The 16,260-nt window shown below is 68.0% G+C and carries 12 protein-coding genes; 3 read left to right on the top strand and 9 right to left on the bottom strand.

The features are described 5' to 3' along the window. Positions 1–602: helix-turn-helix transcriptional regulator (locus ADK57_RS45435; RefSeq protein WP_420711982.1), on the bottom strand; the 602-nt coding region annotated here is incomplete at its 3' end. Between the two features lie 216 nt (positions 603–818). On the opposite strand from ADK57_RS45435, the gene ADK57_RS45430 reads away from it, so the two are divergent. Further along, positions 819–1,523, top strand: a complete 705-nt coding sequence (locus ADK57_RS45430; protein WP_053755660.1) for a hypothetical protein — start codon at positions 819–821, stop codon at positions 1,521–1,523. Between the two features lie 225 nt (positions 1,524–1,748). Here ADK57_RS45430 and yjfF read toward each other — a convergent pair whose 3' ends face one another. From yjfF to ADK57_RS45400, 6 genes are all read right to left on the bottom strand, one after another. Then, positions 1,749–2,771 carry a galactofuranose ABC transporter, permease protein YjfF gene (gene yjfF, locus ADK57_RS45425; RefSeq protein WP_053755659.1) on the bottom strand — a complete coding sequence of 341 codons (1,023 nt, stop codon included), beginning with the start codon at positions 2,769–2,771 and terminating at the stop codon, positions 1,749–1,751. Beyond that, entirely contained in the window at positions 2,768–3,859 is a 1,092-nt protein-coding gene (locus ADK57_RS45420) for an ABC transporter permease (protein WP_053755658.1), read from the bottom strand. Before ADK57_RS45420 ends, yjfF begins: the two co-directional genes overlap by 4 nt. Continuing rightward, on the bottom strand, positions 3,856–5,394 hold the full coding sequence (locus tag ADK57_RS45415; RefSeq protein WP_053755657.1) for a sugar ABC transporter ATP-binding protein: 1,539 nt from the start codon (positions 5,392–5,394) through the stop codon (positions 3,856–3,858). The genes ADK57_RS45420 and ADK57_RS45415 overlap by 4 nt, the downstream gene beginning before the upstream one ends. A 106-nt stretch (positions 5,395–5,500) precedes the next feature. Beyond that, a complete protein-coding gene (locus ADK57_RS45410) occupies positions 5,501–6,505 on the bottom strand; it encodes an ABC transporter substrate-binding protein (RefSeq protein WP_053755662.1) in 1,005 nt (334 codons plus the stop codon). A 131-nt stretch (positions 6,506–6,636) separates the two neighbouring features. Further along, positions 6,637–7,710 (bottom strand): LacI family DNA-binding transcriptional regulator, encoded by a 1,074-nt coding sequence (locus ADK57_RS45405; protein WP_107091808.1) that lies wholly within the window; start codon positions 7,708–7,710, stop codon positions 6,637–6,639. Between the two features lie 1,234 nt (positions 7,711–8,944). Continuing rightward, positions 8,945–11,938, bottom strand: a complete 2,994-nt coding sequence (locus ADK57_RS45400; RefSeq protein WP_234390599.1) for an MGH1-like glycoside hydrolase domain-containing protein — start codon at positions 11,936–11,938, stop codon at positions 8,945–8,947. Between the two features lie 524 nt (positions 11,939–12,462). On the opposite strand from ADK57_RS45400, the gene ADK57_RS45395 reads away from it, so the two are divergent. Beyond that, positions 12,463–13,890, top strand: a complete 1,428-nt coding sequence (locus ADK57_RS45395) for an RICIN domain-containing protein (RefSeq protein ID WP_053755655.1) — start codon at positions 12,463–12,465, stop codon at positions 13,888–13,890. 71 nt (positions 13,891–13,961) lie between these two features. Here the strand turns inward: ADK57_RS45395 and ADK57_RS45390 are convergent, their stop codons facing one another. Then, positions 13,962–14,741: an HNH endonuclease family protein gene (locus ADK57_RS45390; RefSeq protein WP_053755654.1), complete on the bottom strand. Its 780-nt coding sequence runs from the start codon at positions 14,739–14,741 to the stop codon at positions 13,962–13,964. A gap of 164 nt (positions 14,742–14,905) precedes the next feature. On the opposite strand from ADK57_RS45390, the gene ADK57_RS45385 reads away from it, so the two are divergent. After that, the gene (locus ADK57_RS45385; protein ID WP_053755653.1) at positions 14,906–15,088 is read left to right on the top strand and encodes an Rv0909 family putative TA system antitoxin; all 183 of its coding nucleotides are present in this window, start codon (positions 14,906–14,908) and stop codon (positions 15,086–15,088) included. A 177-nt stretch (positions 15,089–15,265) separates the two neighbouring features. On the opposite strand, the gene ADK57_RS45380 is transcribed toward ADK57_RS45385, so the two are convergent. After that, entirely contained in the window at positions 15,266–16,162 is an 897-nt protein-coding gene (locus tag ADK57_RS45380; protein ID WP_053755652.1) for an SCO6745 family protein, read from the bottom strand. Positions 16,163–16,260: the final 98 nt, after the last annotated feature.

Here is a 16,260-nt window from a genome sequence, read left to right as displayed (position 1 = left end):
CCACCGGTGTTCACGGACCCACCGGTATTCACAGCCCCGCTGGTGTTTCGGCCGCCGCTGGTGTTTCCGCCTTCGTCGGCGTTTTCGCTTCCGCCGGAGTTCACGGCGTCCAGGGTGTTCACAGCGCCCGGGGTGTTAACGAACTGCGGCGAGTTCACACCCGGCGGCCTGTGAACACTCCGGCCGCCGCCACGTCCGCCCCGCGGCGCGCCGAAGCGGGGCACGAGCACCTGCTCCAGCGCGCCCGTCAGCATCGCGGCCAGCCGTTCGTCGGAGCCGGCGCTCACCTCCAGCCAGACCGTGGGGCGGTCGTGGATCAGGAGCAGGACGCAGCCGGCGTGGGTGAGGGCCGTGACCGGTCCCTCGGGGTGGCCGGCGAGCTGTTGCCAAACGCGTTCGCGCAGCGGCACTTCGGCGAGTTTCCCCTGGTGGCGCAGCCATGCCTCGACCTCGGCGAGGGCGAAGGACGGGCTGGTCTCGGTGCCGCCGACCGGCTTGGGGAAGTCGGCGTGCCGACGGCGCCAGTTGCTGACGGCGGCGCGGCCGACGCCGGCGAGCCGTGCGATTCCGGCGGCGGTCACCTCTGTCGCGTTGTCCTGCACCACCCGGCTCCCCTCGTCGTCCCCGCGCTGTCGTCCGCGCGGTCCCGTGTGTGGCGTCGAGCATACCGACGTAATCAAGATCTACCCATTCACGGCCGTGTACACAAGACATCCCGTTAACCGTGTTGACTCGGTTCACAGTCTCTGTTCTTATTGACCCATCGAACGAGCGGCAGCCGAACGGCGGCAGTCGCCGCGTGGGGAGGGGACACAGTCATGGGCATGAAGGGCAAAGTCGCGCTGGGCGCCGTCGTCGGAGTCGTCGTGATCGGCGCCGTCTCGGCGAACGCCGGGAACGCCGGGAACGGTGGCAACGACAGTGGATCCGGCAAGAGCGGCAAGGGCTCTTCGGCGTCCGCGCAGAGCAAGCCCCGCGGTGAGAAGGCCAAGGACGCGGGGACGACGGAGGTCGCGGAGAAGAAGGTCGCGTTCTCGGGGGACGGCGACTTCGAGGTCGGTACGGACGTCAAGCCCGGCACCTACCGCACGACCGGCAACAGCGACGGCATGTGCTACTGGGAGCGGGCCAAGGACGCCTCGGGCGAGATGGACTCGCTGCTGGCCAACGACAATGTCACCGGCACCAGTTACGTGACCGTCAAGGCCACCGACAAGCTCTTCAAGTCGAGCGACTGCAACGACTGGGAGGCCGTCGACCTGAAGGCGAAGGGCTCCCCCGCCTCCGAGATGGCCGGCGACGGCGGCATGTTCAGAGTCGGCGCCGACATCGCGCCCGGCACCTACAAGTCCACCGGCAACGCCGACGACTCCTGCTACTGGGAGCGCGACAAGGACGCCGAGCACTCGATGGACTCGATCGTCGCGAACAACAACGTGAACGGCACGGCCGTCGTGACGATCAGTTCCTCGGACGTCTACTTCAAGACGGCCGGCTGCAAGGACTGGAAGAAGACCGGCTGACTCGCTCAGCTCAGCTCACCGCCCGCACCGCACCGCACCGCACCGCACCGCACCAGCGTCGGACGGTTTCGTGCGTCTCCACTGCCACGTCCACACGCCACGTCCACGCGCCACGTCCACGCGCCACGTCCACGCGCCAGCCACTTGGCCCGCCTCCGCGTGTGCGGAGGCGGGCCAAGTGGCTGGATACGCAGGTGGCCGGGTGGCCGGGAGCGCCCGGAAGGGTCAGGTCTTCTTACGGGCCGTCATGGCGCGCTGGATCAGGATGAAGGCGCACAGCAGCACACCCGTGGCGATCTTCGTCCACCAGGAGCTGAGCGTGCCCTCGAACTGGATGATGCTCTTGATCAGGCCCAGCACCAGGACACCGAACAGGGTGCCCAGGACATAGCCGGAGCCGCCCGTCAGGAGCGTGCCGCCGATGACGACCGCGGCGATCGCGTCGAGCTCCATGCCGGTGGCGTGCAGCGGGTCACCGGACTGGATGTACAGGGTGAACAGCAGACCGGCCAGGGCCGAGCAGAAGCCGCTCACGGTGTACACGGCGATCTTCGTGCCTCCCTGCGGAAGGCCCATCAGCAGGGCCGACTGCTCGTTTCCGCCGATGGCGTACACCCGGCGCCCGAAGCGCGTGTAGTGCAGCACGTAGAACGCCCCGCCGAGGACGACCAGTGCGACGATCGCGCCGATCGACAGGAAGGCCCCGCCCAGTGACACCTGTGCCTGGGCCATGCTGCTCACCGAGGAGTCGCCGATGGAGATCGACTCCTTGCTGATGACCAGGCACAGGCCTCGGAAGAGGAAGAGGCCGGCGAGGGTCACGATGAAGGGCTGGATCTCGAAGTTGTGGATCACGTAGCCCATCACGAAGCCGCCGAGCGCGCCCACGGCCAGCGCCATGGGTATCACCACCAGGATCGGCAGACCCTGACGTTCCACCAGCCATGCCGTGAACATGGTGGTGAACCCGATCACCGAGCCCACGGACAGGTCGATCCCGCCGGACAGGATGACGAACGTGGCGCCGACGGCGGCGACCAGCAGGTAGCCGTTGTCGATGAACAGGTTCAGGAAGACCTGCGGTTCACCGAAGCCGTAGTTCGCGTAGCGGCTCAACCCGCCGACGTACATCGCCAGGAAGAGCGCGGCCGTCACCAGGACGGGCAGACGCCGGTCGCCGAGCAGCCGCGCGGCCTTGGGCGTCGTACGGCTTTCCGGCGCCGTAGGGGTCTTGGTGGTCGCGCTCATCGCGACACCTCCATCTTGGGAGCGGCCTCGGCCGTCGCGGCGCCGTCCGTCGGAGCCGCGGACCGTCGACCCTTGAGGCCCTTCGCGCCGAAGACCTTGGCGCGGAACTTCGGGGACTGCAGCAGGCAGACGATGATGACGACGACGGCCTTGAAGACCAGGTTGGTCTGGGTCGGCACGCCGATGGTGTAGATCGTGGTGGTCAGGGTCTGGATGACGAGGGCGCCGACCACCGTGCCGCCGATGGAGAACCGGCCGCCGAGCAGCGAGGTGCCGCCGATCACCACGGCGAGGATCGCGTCCAGCTCGATCCACAGGCCGGCGTTGTTGCCGTCGGCGGCCGAGGTGTTGGAGCTGATCATCAGGCCCGCGATGCCCGCGCACAGCGCGCAGAACACGTACACCATGATCTTGATGCGCAGGGACCTGATGCCCACCAGGCGGCTGGCCTCCGCGTTGCCGCCGACCGACTCGACCAGCAGGCCGAGCGCCGTACGGCGGGTCAGCGCCACGGTGACGGCGACGACCACGGCCACCACGAAGATGGAGAAGGGCAGCGTCAGCCAGTAGCCGCCGCCGATCAGTTTGTACGGCTCGCTGTTGATCGTGATGATCTGGCCGTCGGTGATCAGCTGGGCGACACCGCGCCCGGCGACCATGATGATCAGCGTGGCGATGATCGGCTGGATGCCCATCCGGGCGACCAGGAAGCCGTTCCAGAGGCCGCAGACGACCGCGGCCAGCAGGCCCAGGCCCATGGCGAGGAGAACCCCGGAGAGGGCGCTCTGGTCGGCCTGGTCGCTGATGTACGAACAGGTCAGCGCTCCGGTGATCGCGACCACCGCGCCGACGGAGAGGTCGATGCCGCCGGTGGCGATCACCAGGGTCATGCCGACCGCCACCAGGATGAGGGGCGAGCCGAACAGCACGATCGAGACGAGGCTGCCGTAGAGGTGGCCGTCCGTCATCTTGATCGCGAAGAAGTCGGGGGTGAAGGGAACGTTGATGAGCAGCAGGACGACCAGCACGGCGACCGGCCAGAACAGGTGATGCTGCGTCAGCGCTCGCCATCGGGGAGTCGTGGTCACTGGTGCTCTCCGCTCGCGATGGTCTCCAGGATCCGGGTGGGGGTGATCTCGGGCCCGTTGGCGATCTGTGCGACCAGCTTGCGGTCACGCAGCACGCCGATGGTGTGACTGAGCCGGAGCACCTCCTCCAGCTCGGCCGCGATGTACAGCACGGACATGCCTTCCTCGGAGAGCGAGACCACGAGCTTCTGGATCTCCGTCTTCGCGCCGACGTCGATGCCGCGCGTCGGCTCGTCCAGGATCAGCAGCTTCGGCTGGGTGATGAGCCAGCGGGCGAGCAGCACCTTCTGCTGGTTGCCGCCGCTGAGCTGGCCGACGCGTGCTTCGGGGTTGGCGGGCCGGATGTCCAGTGCCTTGATGTACTTGGCGACGAGTTCGTCGCGCTGGGCGGCCGGGATGGGCCGGGTCCAGCCGCGTGAGGCCTGCAGGGCGAGGATGATGTTCTCCCGCACCGTCAGGTCGGGCACCAGGCCCTCGGCCTTGCGGTTCTCCGAGCAGAACGCGACGCCCGCGGCGATCGCGTCGTTCGGGGCGCTCATCGAGACCTGCTTGCCGCCGATGCTGACCTTGCCGGTGTCCGGCTGGTCGGCGCCGAAGAGCAGCCGGGCGAGTTCGGTACGCCCGGAGCCGAGCAGGCCGGCCAGTCCGACGACCTCGCCCTTCTTGATCTCCAGGTCGAAGGGGGCGATGGCACCGGTCCTGCCGAGGCCGTCGGCGTGCACAAGGGATTCGCCGACATCGGCGTGCAGCTGGTGGTCGTGGAGCTCCTCCAGCTGGTCCAGGGCCTTGCCGATCATCAGCTGGACCAGTCCGACCTGGTCGAGGTCGCGGACCATGTGCTCGCCGACGAGAGTGCCGTTGCGCAGTACGGTCATCCGGTCGCAGATCTCGTAGATCTGGTCGAGGAAGTGCGAGACGAACAGGATCGCGACGCCTTCGTCCCTGAGCTGCCGCATCAGGCGGAACAGTTCGAGGACCTCGTCGCGGTCGAGGCTGGACGTCGGCTCGTCCAGGACCAGCACCTTGGTGCCGGCTCCCGCGCCGTCGCTGTCGCCGGTGCCCACCGACCGTACGATCGCGACCAGTTGCTGCACGGCCAGCGGGTACGAGGACAGGGGCGCGGTCACGTCGATGTCGAGGCCGAGCCGGTCGACCAGCTCCGCCGCTTCCTTGCGCATGCGCTTCCACTGGATGCGGCCCGCGCGGGTGGGTTCACGTCCGATGAAGATGTTCTCCGCCACCGACAGGTTGGGGCAGAGGTTCACCTCCTGGTAGACCGTGCTGATGCCGGCCTGCTGCGCCTGCAGCGGGCTGTCGATCTGCACGGACTGCCCGTCGAGGGTGACCGTGCCGCCGTCCAGCGAGTAGACGCCGGTCAGCACCTTGATGAGGGTGGACTTCCCGGCCCCGTTCTCGCCCATCAGGGCGTGGATCTCGCCGGGGAAGAGCCGGAAGTCGACACCCGACAGAGCCCGTACCCCCGGAAACTCTTTGACTATGCCCGTCATCTCCAGGACGGGCAGCGGCTCTGCCATGGCAGCGCTCCTCATGGATTTCGTTCAGGCCCGCAGGGAGCCCCCTGGACAGCCCCCTATGAAGGGGCAGATCGGCGGAGGGCTCCCTGCCGGTGGGTGCGGTCGGTCAGTACTTGCGAGTGGGGAGCGCGGCCTTGGCCTGGTCCTGCATGAAGTCGCTCTCCTTGGTCTTGATCCAGCGCTCGACCGTCTCGCCGTCCTTGACCTTCTGGACGACCTCCATCAGCTGGGGGCCGAGCAGCGGGTTGCACTCGACGATGGCGTTGATCTTGCCCTCGGACATGGCGACGAAGCCGTCCTTCACGCCGTCGATCGTGACGATCAGGATGTCCTTGCCGGGCTTCTTGCCGGCCGCCTCGATGGCCTGGATGGCGCCGATGCCCATGTCGTCGTTGTGCGCGAACAGCACGTTGATGTCCGGGTTGGACTGGAGGAAGGCGGCCATGACCTGCTTGCCGCCGGCGCGGGTGAAGTCACCGGTCTGGCTGACGACGATCTTCCAGTCGTCCGCGTGGTCGGCTTCCATGACCTCCTTGAAGCCCTTGGCGCGCTCGATCGCAGGAGCGGCACCGGTGGTGCCCTCCAGCTGGGCGATCTTCACGGCACCCTTGTGGCCGGCCTTCTCGAGGACCTTCTCCAGGATCTTGGCCGCGCGCCGGCCCTCGTCCGTGAAGTCCGAGCCGACGAGCGTGACGAACAGGGACTCGTCGGAGGTCTCGACGGAGCGGTCGGTGAGGACCACGGGGATCTTCTTGGCCTTGGCTTCCTTCAGCACCGCGTCCCAGCCGGTGACGACCACCGGCGAGAAGGCTATGACGTCCACGCCCTGCGTGATGTAGCTGCGGATCGCGGAGATCTGGTTCTCCTGCTTCTGCTGGGCGTCGGAGAACTTGAGCGTGTAGCCCGCCTCCTTGGCAGCCGACTTCACCGAGTCGGTGTTGGCGCTGCGCCAGCCGCTCTCCGAACCGACCTGGGAGAAGCCCAGGGTGATCGCCTTGCTGCCGCCGGCGGAGGTGGAGCCGGAGGAGTCGTCCTCCTTGGCGCACGCGGCGAGGCCGCCCGCAGCCGCCACGCCGACCGCCGCAGTGAGGAAGTTCCGTCTGTTGAGCATGTTCTTCTCCTTTGAAGTGCCGGTCCGGACGGACCGCTCGTACTCGATGGGACCGGCCACACTGCGTCCAGCCTGTCGATCATCGTTCGGAATATCGACCACACCTAGAGGTGGAAGACGGTCGGTACCGCTCAGTGGGGAGCACCCTCCGGTTGAAGGGGGCTGCTCCGGGTGGTGTGTTGAGGTGTGTGAGGGAAGGTACTGGCGCGGACGACGAGTTGGGGTTCGATGGCGATCCGGGGCGTTGCGGGGTGCGCCCGGCCCTCGATGAGATCCAGGAGCAGGGCGATGCTGTGCTTGCCCACGGCCGAGAAGTCCTGCCGGACCGTGGTGAGCGGAGGCGCGAAGAACTCCGCCTCCGGGATGTCGTCGAAGCCGACCACGGCGACATCCTCGGGCGTTCGCACGCCCGCTTCCCGCAGGGCCCGCAACGCTCCCAGTGCCATCTGGTCGTTGGCGACGAAGACCGCGGTCAGCCCTCGCCCCACCCAGCCCGCCAGTTCCTGGCCGGCACGGTAACCCGACAGCGGACTCCAGTCTCCGCGCAGCACCAACGGCGGCTCGATACCGCCCTCTTCGAGGGTCGACCGCCAGCCTGCCGCCCGGTCGGCGGCCTCCTGCCAGTCCTCGGGCCCGGCGAGATGCCAGACCGTGCGGTGACCGGCCGCCAGCAGATGACCGGTGGCCAGCCGTGCGCCCAGGTGTTGGTCCACCGTGACGCAAGGGATGCCCATGCCGGCCCCGCTTCCCACGGTCACCACCGGGAACGGATGGCGCAGTCCGGCCAGGGCCTCGACCGCCGATCGCTGGGGGGCGATGGCGACGACTCCCTCCACCCCGCCGTCGCCGAGGTGGTCCAGGGCTTCGGAGAGGGTCTCGACGGTCAGCTTGCGCACGCTGACCGTGGAGACGAGGTACCCCTCGGCCCGTGCCGCCTCCTCGAGCGCGAACAGGGTGCTGGCCGGCCCGTAGAGGGTGGTGTCGGAGGCGACCACACCCAGGGTGCGGGTGCGGCGGGTGGCCAGGGCTCGTGCGGAGGAGTTGCGCCGGTAACCCATCTCCTCGATCGCACGCAGCACCTTTGTCCTTGTCTCGTCCCGGACGTTGGGGTGGTCCGCCAGCACCCGGGACACGGTCTGGTGGGACACGCCCGCCAGTCGTGCGACGTCTGCCATGGTCGGCGGCCGAAGCTGCGGTTGGGCCACGGCCGTACCTCCTTGGCTGTCGTCTGCCGATAAGACCTGCGGTGACTGCGGGTGTTCCCGCGTGGACGGATTCACGCCGGCCCCCGTGGGGGCCGTGCCGACCGGCGGGCCGGCAACCGTCCGTGCGATCCGTTCCTTCCTGCCAGAGAGGCGAGCCGGGGCCTTGCGGTCATGTCGGTCACACCTCCTTGGTTGTGGCTTTGCCGCCCGATGGGGCGTGGAGGTCATTGTGAGCGCTAACAATTCATGGCGGTCAAGAGGATTGCAGCGGGAAGTCGTCACGGTTAAATAACGTGCCGGTACGGCCGGGCTCGCAGCGATCACCGGCACCGGAGGAACCGGCCCCCCAAGACAAACGCCCCGGCCAAAAGGGGTTGACGCGCTTGCGGAGCGACCCTATCTTCAGCAACGAAACTTCGAACCGTGTCCGAAGTATCGAATGTGGGCGTTGTTCATGGGTACCACCGGAGGAACATCCGCGACGTTGCCGGGCCGTTGGCCGCTTGCTCCACCACCACATGGGCCAGGCCGACGCCGACCGGTGCACCGGCACGCACATCAGCGGCCTGACACGGCGTCAGGCCGACCCGGTGCGCCCATGACCGAACCGGCCGGCGCCCTCCTTCTCACCTTGGCCCAGGTGATCCCCAACAAGCCGAGTGGCTTTCAGCGCCGCGGCGGCTGGTTCCGCGCGGATCCCTGGCACCGACCGCACCCGCCACCGGGCAAGGCCGAGCTGCCGCGCAGACGGCCTACGACAGCACCGGAGTGCCGACGCCGCGACGCCCGCGAACGCGCGACGGTCTGCCCCGGCGCCCGGTCCCAGCTCGGCCCAACCCCCCGCTCGTAACCGGGCATCAGGCGTTGCAGCCCTTCGGCGAAGTCGAGGGCGTGCAGGCCGCAGGCGGGCGCCGGCGGGCGCCGGCGGCGCTCTGCGGGCCCGAATCCCCGGGGGCGACTACGCGGCTCTCCTCCTGCAGCCTGCGCACGATCTCGCCGGTGTCCGGCGCGTTGCGGCACCCCGGGCGCCTTCCCTGCGCGCCTTACCCGTGCGCCTTCCCCGTGCGCCTTCCCCGGGCGCCTTCCCATCCACAGTTTTCCGTGCACAGTTTTCCGGCAGGCAGAGCCGGGCCTCGGGACTCCCGAGGCCCGGCTCAGGGTGCTGGTCCGCCGGCCAGGACCGGCCAGGACCGGCCAGGACCGGCTAGGACCGGCTAGGACCGGCTAGGACCGGCTAGGAGTTGAACGGTGTGGCGCCGTCGTCGGTGACGAGCCGCCACAGATGGTCGGCGGTGCCGTTGTCGTCCCACTGCAGGGCCGCGGCCCCCGATGATGTGGACATCCCGTCGATGCCCAGGACCATGCCGCTGTTCTTGTTGACGAGTTTGCAGTAGCCGTTACCGGCGTCCACCACGGACCACAAATGGTCGGCGGTGAGGGTGTCGCCCCACTGCAGCGCGGTGGCACCGGCCGTCTTGGAGGCGTCCTTGATGCCGAGGACCTGGCCGCTGTTGGAGTTGAAGATCTTGTAGTAGCCGTTCTCCGCGGGGGCGACCGCCCATCGGTGGTTGGCCGTGGTGTTGGCCGTCTGCTGCTGGACAGCACCTCCGGCGGCGATCGAGGAGCCGGCGATGCCGAGCTCCAGGCCGCTGTTCTTGTTGACGATCCTCACCGCCGGTGTCTCCGGGTACCACGACTCCAGCTCGGTGACGCCGACGAACTTGCCTGCCTGCGGCGTGAAGACGACGCGGAACTGGGAGGTCGTGATCGTCGGGAAGGTCACCTCGTTCGAGTTGTTCGCTCTCGGTGTGGCCGGGCTCTTGACCTGGCTGGGGACGGACGTCCACACGCCGTCCTTGAGGTACTGGACGGTGTAGCTCGCCGGAACGCGGATGTTCGCGCCGTCGTCGTAGGTGTAGAACTTGACCTCGTTGATCTTCCGCGGTGCGCCGAAGTCGACTCCGAGGTGGTCGGTGGCGTTCGGTGAGCCGGAGTTGGTCCACCGGTCGTCGGGGATCTTGTCGTAGCGGATCCAGCCGTCGGTGGCCCGCAGCGGGGCGTCGAAGGTGGTGGGCTTGCAGGTCTGGCCGCTGTGGCAGTGCGGACCGTTGGAGACGGTGTTGGTGTAGGAGGCGAAGGCCTTCGGGTAGGGCTGCGTGACCGTGCGGCCGAGCCAGTCCTGCTCGGCGGTCAGCGGGTTGGCCGCCACGTTCATCATCCGCGCGGGCTGCGCCGGGGTGGCGGGGGCGGCCACGTTCACGGTGGTGTTGCCGACCGTCGAGGACTGGTGGATGCGCACACCGTCCTGGAAGACCTGCAGGCCGGTGCCCTTGCCGTAGTGCGTGCCGTCCCGGTCCCAGCGGATCGAGAGGTTGTGCCCGTGGTAGGGCACGTTCTCCGCCGCGAAGTAGTCCCAGCCGGACGGGATCAGCGGCTTCAGGACCAGCGTGTTGCCCGCCTGGGGCTTGATGCCCAGCAGACCGGAGAGCACCAGGTCGTTGAAGCTGGAGTGGTTGTAGTGCTCGCTGAAGTTGAAGCCGTCGTAGATCCAGTCGCCGGTGTCACCGTTGGCGGCCTCGGCGACGTAGGGCTTGCCGTCCTTGTGCTGGAGGTCGGCGAACTGGGTCAGCATGGTCTGGTAGTCCTGCTTGGTGACGTAGCTCTGCGCCGGGTAGTCCTGGAGCAGGTTCGCCATGCCGGTCAGGATCTGGCTCGTCTCGAACGGCCAGCTCGGGCCGTTCCAGTGGCAGCAGTTGGCGTCGTCGCGGTTCTGGGTGGCGGGGATCGCCTGGTAGTTGAAGTAGGGGTTCGCAGCGATCCGGTCGAGCTCGGCGAAGCCCGTTCCCTTGGTGAACTTCAGCGTGTTGGCGCCGGCCTTCATCGGGACCTGCACGGTGACGGACTTCGACTCCGAGAACTGGCCCCAGCTGCCGGTGGGGGCGTAGCTGACGGTGACCGGGTTGGCGGTGTCGCCGTTCACGACGACGTTGTGGGTCGAGGTGCTCGAGGTGCCGTTGGCGTAGTGGACCGTCACCGGATACGTCCCGTTTCCGGGCGCGTCCACGGTGAAGGTGACCTCGCTGTCGGCGAAGTCGATCTGTCCGACGTACTTGCCGTTGGAGGCCGTCGACGAGTCGTGGATGTTCGCATGTGTGACGGCGGCCTGCTCGGCCTCGAAGTCGTGCACCCGCTCCAGCGTCGTGGGCCCGAACGCCGCCCCGAACCGCTTCGGGTCCGTCAGGTACTTCCACGCCGTGGAGTACTGCGCGTCGGGCAGATTGAACGCCCAGGGGGCGAAGCCCATCGCCTCACGCCAGGTCGTCCTGGTCTGCTTCAGGGTGCCGTTGGTGCTGTTCGTGTTGTAGACCTGCATGAAGAACTGACGCTGCGGGTCCCAGAGCGAGTTCTGCACGCCGGCCTTGAGCGACGCGGCCTTGTCGCTGTACTCGGTCGCGGTCGCGCTGTCCCCGGTCATGGTGGCGATCTTGCTGATCGCCTGGGCGGCGCCGAACATGTACGCGTTGATCGTGGGCCGGTAGCCGGGGCCGCCGCTGAACCAGTTGCTGCTGTGCATCGACGTCTCGGTGTATTCCGTGGCGTCCGACAGCGGGGTCTGGTGGTACAGGTCGCTGGTGGAGGCCGTGCCGTTCACCGTGATGTCGTTGGTGGAGTTCGAGTCCCACCTCTTGTACAGCGCGATGAGCTGCGGGAGTTCGGCCTTGATCTCGGTCGCGTCACCGGTGACCAGGAAGCGCTGGTACGCGGCGCTGGTGATCCACTCGCTGAAGTTCCGCGCGCCCGAGTTGCCCGCCCCGCGCAGCCAGAAGTCCAGGTAGTCACCGGCGTACTCGCGGTTGTGCAGCCAGCGCCCGTCCAGGAGGTGGTAGCCGGTGGCGTCCGGGAGCGCGGTGTACGGGTTCCCGGCGTAGCCGATCGGCACGTCGTACTCGGTCGACACGTAGCCGGTGCCCGGCACGGTGTAGCGGAGCGCGCGCTTGTAGGTGCTCCACCGGTAGTAGTAGACCTCGTCGATGGTGTTGTCGGGGGTGTCCAGGAACGGGATGTTGTCCTTGTACCACTGCGGCTCGTCGAGCTGGTTGGCAGCGAGGATCGCGTCCTTGTCGAGAGCGACCGCGTTGGGGTCGTCGGCCGCCTGAGCGGTACCCGCCCCAGGCCCTCCGGCCAGCAGGGCCACCGACAGGATCGAGCTGGACAGGGCAGCCGCCAAGGGTCTGCCACGTCTGGGGGATCGGTCGCGCATAGGGGTGTCCTCCGTCGCACACGCCACATTCGATTCGTTCGACGTATCGAACGGCGTTCGAAATTCTGCGCGACGGTAGCGACACGCCCGAATTGAAGTCAATAGAACGGACAAAACCGGGCCGGCACGGCCCCATCGGGCATCACCCCGGCCCCTCGACTCACCCCAAGGCGGCCACTGCCGAAGAGTTGTGACGCCGGGCGCAAGGGGGAGCAACTTTCCTTCACCAAATCTTGATCAGCGGCCACGACAACGGGCTGACCTGCGGCGGAATCCGCCGTCGAGCGAATTGGCCAGGGGGCGCCCAGCCGCGCCGCACACCGTCTTCGTCGATACGGACATCAGTGACGTTCACACTCTTGACGCACTTCCGTAACAGGCAGTCTGATGTGCGGCAGCGTTCGATTCAGCCGAATTTTGATCGGTTGTGGTCTGCCTTGTTTCCTTCACCGGGATCGCCAAGGCAGCCGAGTGAAAGGGAAAGACCCTCGATGCGCCGTGCCTGGCTACTCATGCTCGCCGTGTTCCTCAGCCTCGTCCCCCAGGCCCTCGTGACCGGCACCGCGCACGCGGCGACCGTCACGATCTCCAACGGAACCCAGTTCACCGACACCACCGGAGCCGTGGTGCACGCCCACGGCGGCGGTGTGATCAAGGTCGGTTCCTACTACTACTGGTTCGGTGAGAACCGCAACGAGGACAACTCCTTCCGGTATGTGTCCGCCTACCGCTCGACCGACCTGAAGACCTGGGAGTTCCGACGCCATGTCCTGACCCAGGCCACCGACCCGGAGCTCGCCACGGCCAACATCGAGCGCCCCAAGGTCATGTACAACAGCGCCACCGGCAAGTTCGTCATGTGGATGCACAAGGAGCTGGCCACCGACTACACCCAGGCCCGCGCCGCCGTCGCCGTCTCCGACACCATCGACGGCGACTACACCTGGCAGGGCAGCTTCCGACCGCTGGGCTACATGTCCCGCGACATCACCGTCTACACGGACGACGACGGCACCGGCTACATGATCTCGGCCGCCCGCGAAAACCGCGACCTGCACATCTACCGCCTCAGCCCCGACTACCTCACCGTCGAAAGCCGTGTGCAACTGCTCTGGCCCGGCCAGCTGCGCGAAGCCCCGGCACTGTTCAAGCGCAACGGCGTCTACTTCCTGCTGACCTCCACCGCCACCGGCTGGCGGCCCAACCAGCAGATGTACGCGACCGCCTCCAGCATCACCGGCACCTGGAGCGACCTGCAGAACGTCGGAGACTCCACCGCCTACGGCTCCCAGACCACGTTCGTCCTGCCCGTGCAGGGCACCACGGGCACCGAGTACCTCTACATGGGCGACCGCTGGGGCAACTCCTTCGGCCAGAACGTCAACGCCTCGAAGTACGTCTGGCTGCCGCTGGAGTTCCCCACCGACACCACGATGACCATGGACTGGTTCGCGCAGATCAACATCGACACCTCGGCCGGCAAGGTCGACGGCGTCGGCGGGCCCTGGGAGACGGTCACCGCACGCCACAGCAACAAGTGCCTCGACGTGCCCAGCAGGTCCCTGGACGACGGCACCCAGATCACCCAGTACACCTGCAACGGCGGCATGAACCAGGCGTGGTGGTTCAAGGACATGGGCAGCGGATACGTCCAGCTGGTCGCCCGGCACAGCGGCAAGTGCCTGGACGTGGCCAACAACTCCACCGCCAACGGCAACCCGATCATCCAGTGGACCTGCGGCACCGGCAACAACCAGCAGTGGCAGCTCCAGGACGCCGGTGACGGCTGGGTCCGCCTCGTCTCACGTCTCAGCGGCAAGTGCCTCGACGTGTCGGACAAGTCCACCGCCGACGGCGCCAAGCTCATCCAGTGGAGCTGTGGCACCGGCACCAACCAGCAGTTCAGGCGCGGAGCCTGAGCTTTGACCGTGGTCTTCGGACCGCGTGAGGGCGAGAGGGCCGGGCCCGGCTCTCTCGCCTCGCCCTCTCGTCATCCCCCGCACTGCTCCAGCATCATCTGCCGGTCGGGCGCGGTCACCGCCAGTTCGTACTTGAGGGCGACCTGGGTGAAGCGGACCGCGTAGGCGCAGCGGATCTGCTTGTTCGGCGGGAGCCAGGAGGCGGGCCCGGAGTCGCCCTTGGACGAGTTGGCGCGGCCCTCGGCCGGGATCAGGTTGAGCGGGTCGTTGGCCAGTTGCTCGCGCTTGTCCTCCGACCAGCGCGAGGCACCCATCTGCCAGCTGTAGGACAGCGGGACGACGTGGTCGATCTGGACCTCGGTGGCCTTCTGTTTGCGCCACTCGATGGTCGTACCGGTGTACGGGTCGTGCAGCGTCATCGCGATGACCACGCAGTCGGAACCGGAGCGGAAGCGCAGGCTCTGGCCGTCCCGCTGCAGTAGGTCGTTGCGGGTGTCGCAGCCGTTGCGGGCCAGTGGGACTCCGTCGGCGGTGTCCATCCACGCGTAGCCGAACTCGTCCCTGTCGTAGCCCGCCTTGGGCCCGCGTCCCTTGGTCCGCAGGGTCTCGATGAGCTTGCGGCCGGCGGCCTCGTCGGTCTCGCTCGTCAATGGAGCGAGGCCGGGCTTGGTGCCGTCCGGGTTCTTCAATGGGCTGACGGCGCGACCGTCCTGTGCCGGTGCCGCGGCACCGCTGCCCGTCGGAGAAGCGCCCTCTTCGAGGCCTTCGCAGCCGGTGACGAGAGCCATGGCGGCGAACACCGCAAGTCCCGTCCTGACGGCGGCTGTCGCCCCGCCCCTCAGACGCGTCATGGTGCGCCTCTCCCCTCGCCTCCCCGGTTCCCGCCGCCGTACGGGCGGGTTGTGCCGGTCTCACCGTAGCGGCCGAGAGGTCCAGACCATATGGGACCTAAACGGGCATTGCTCTTCAGTCGGGCGTATCGTCGATGGCGAGCCACCTCCGGAAGGAGCTCTGGATGGGCATCTTCGACAAGTTCAAGCACCAGGCGAAGGGCAGCAAGGGCAAGGACATGTCCGACGCCGCGGAACGGAAAGTCAACGAGAAGACGGGCAACAAGCACGAGAGCCACGTCGACGACGCGCAACAGCGGGTCGAAGGCCAGCTCGGTATGGATCGCGACGGGCCCGAACGGCCATAGGGACCGGAGACTCACGGAGGTCATGAGGCCCGCCGGGCACAGCGCGCCGGCCGGGCTCCCGCTGAACCACCACAGGCAACAGAGGCCGTCCGCGGAGACCCACCTCCCGCGGGCGGCTTCCTGTTGTCGCGAGGCGGGACGGCGGAGACCCGACTCCAGCCCCGACTCACACCCGACTCATACCTTTCCGATCCCCAACGTCGTCTCCGAAGGCAGCAGTCCGGACGACAACACCGCGACCCAGAATTCGCCGAGCAGGTCGGCCAGGCGGCCGACCCCCTCCGGCCCGAGGGACTGCCAGGGCGCGGCGGCAAGCCGGTCGGTGTCCTGTTCGACGCGGAGCCGCAGTGCGCGGCCCACCTCCGTGGCCGTACCGTCCTCCTCGACCAGGCCGCGGGCGGACAGGCGGTCCCGGGCGGCCGACCATTGCTCGGCGCTCCAGCCGCGGCTCTCGAAGCGTTCGACGCTCGCGGCGCCTATCGCGGCGAAGGACACGAGTGACTCGACCGGGTCGAGGCCGGCGACGAGCAGGGCTGCCGTGTGGCCGTCGCCGCGGTGCTCACGCAGGATCGTCGCCGCGTGCCACAGCTGGAGATGCGGGGCCTTGGGCCACTCCAGTGCGGCGTTGGCCGCCGCGAGGGGCCGGCCCGCGGTGTTCGCCGCCTCGGCCGCGCGCCGGGCGAGGGCGGCGGCCTCCGCCAGTTCCGCACTGTCCGTCCGGTCGCCGAATATCGCGCGGTACGCCCCGTCGATCCCCCGCAGCCGCGCCTCCACCATCGCCTCGGGGCTCGCGACCGACCACGCCGATCCGACGTGCTCGGCGACCATGCGCGGGCTGAAGCTGTAGAAGGCGGACGTCACCCGCTCGGCGCCCACCGGGCCCAACGGGGCTGCGCGGTACGGAAAGTAGGTCGGCCAGCGCTCCCCGGTGTCGTGTCCGAGTGCCGCGGCCTCCGCGAAGACCTCCGGCGCGTAGTACAGCACCGCATGCAGCGGCTCCAGCAGATGCCAGAGCTGACGCACACGAGACAGCTCCACACCAACCTCGCCGCCACTGCCGTCGTACTCCCCCATGACGAGCCCCCTAGCCGTATCCCGAAGCCGTATCCCGATCCACCACACAACTTGACACTGACAAGATTGCCCGGCCCGCCCCAACTTGTCAATGCCTA

Source organism: Streptomyces sp. MMG1533 (assembly GCF_001279775.1).
GTDB lineage: Bacteria > Actinomycetota > Actinomycetes > Streptomycetales > Streptomycetaceae > Streptomyces.
The sequence above is the reverse complement of the archived record's forward strand: the minus strand, read 5'-3'. Positions and strand labels throughout refer to the sequence as shown.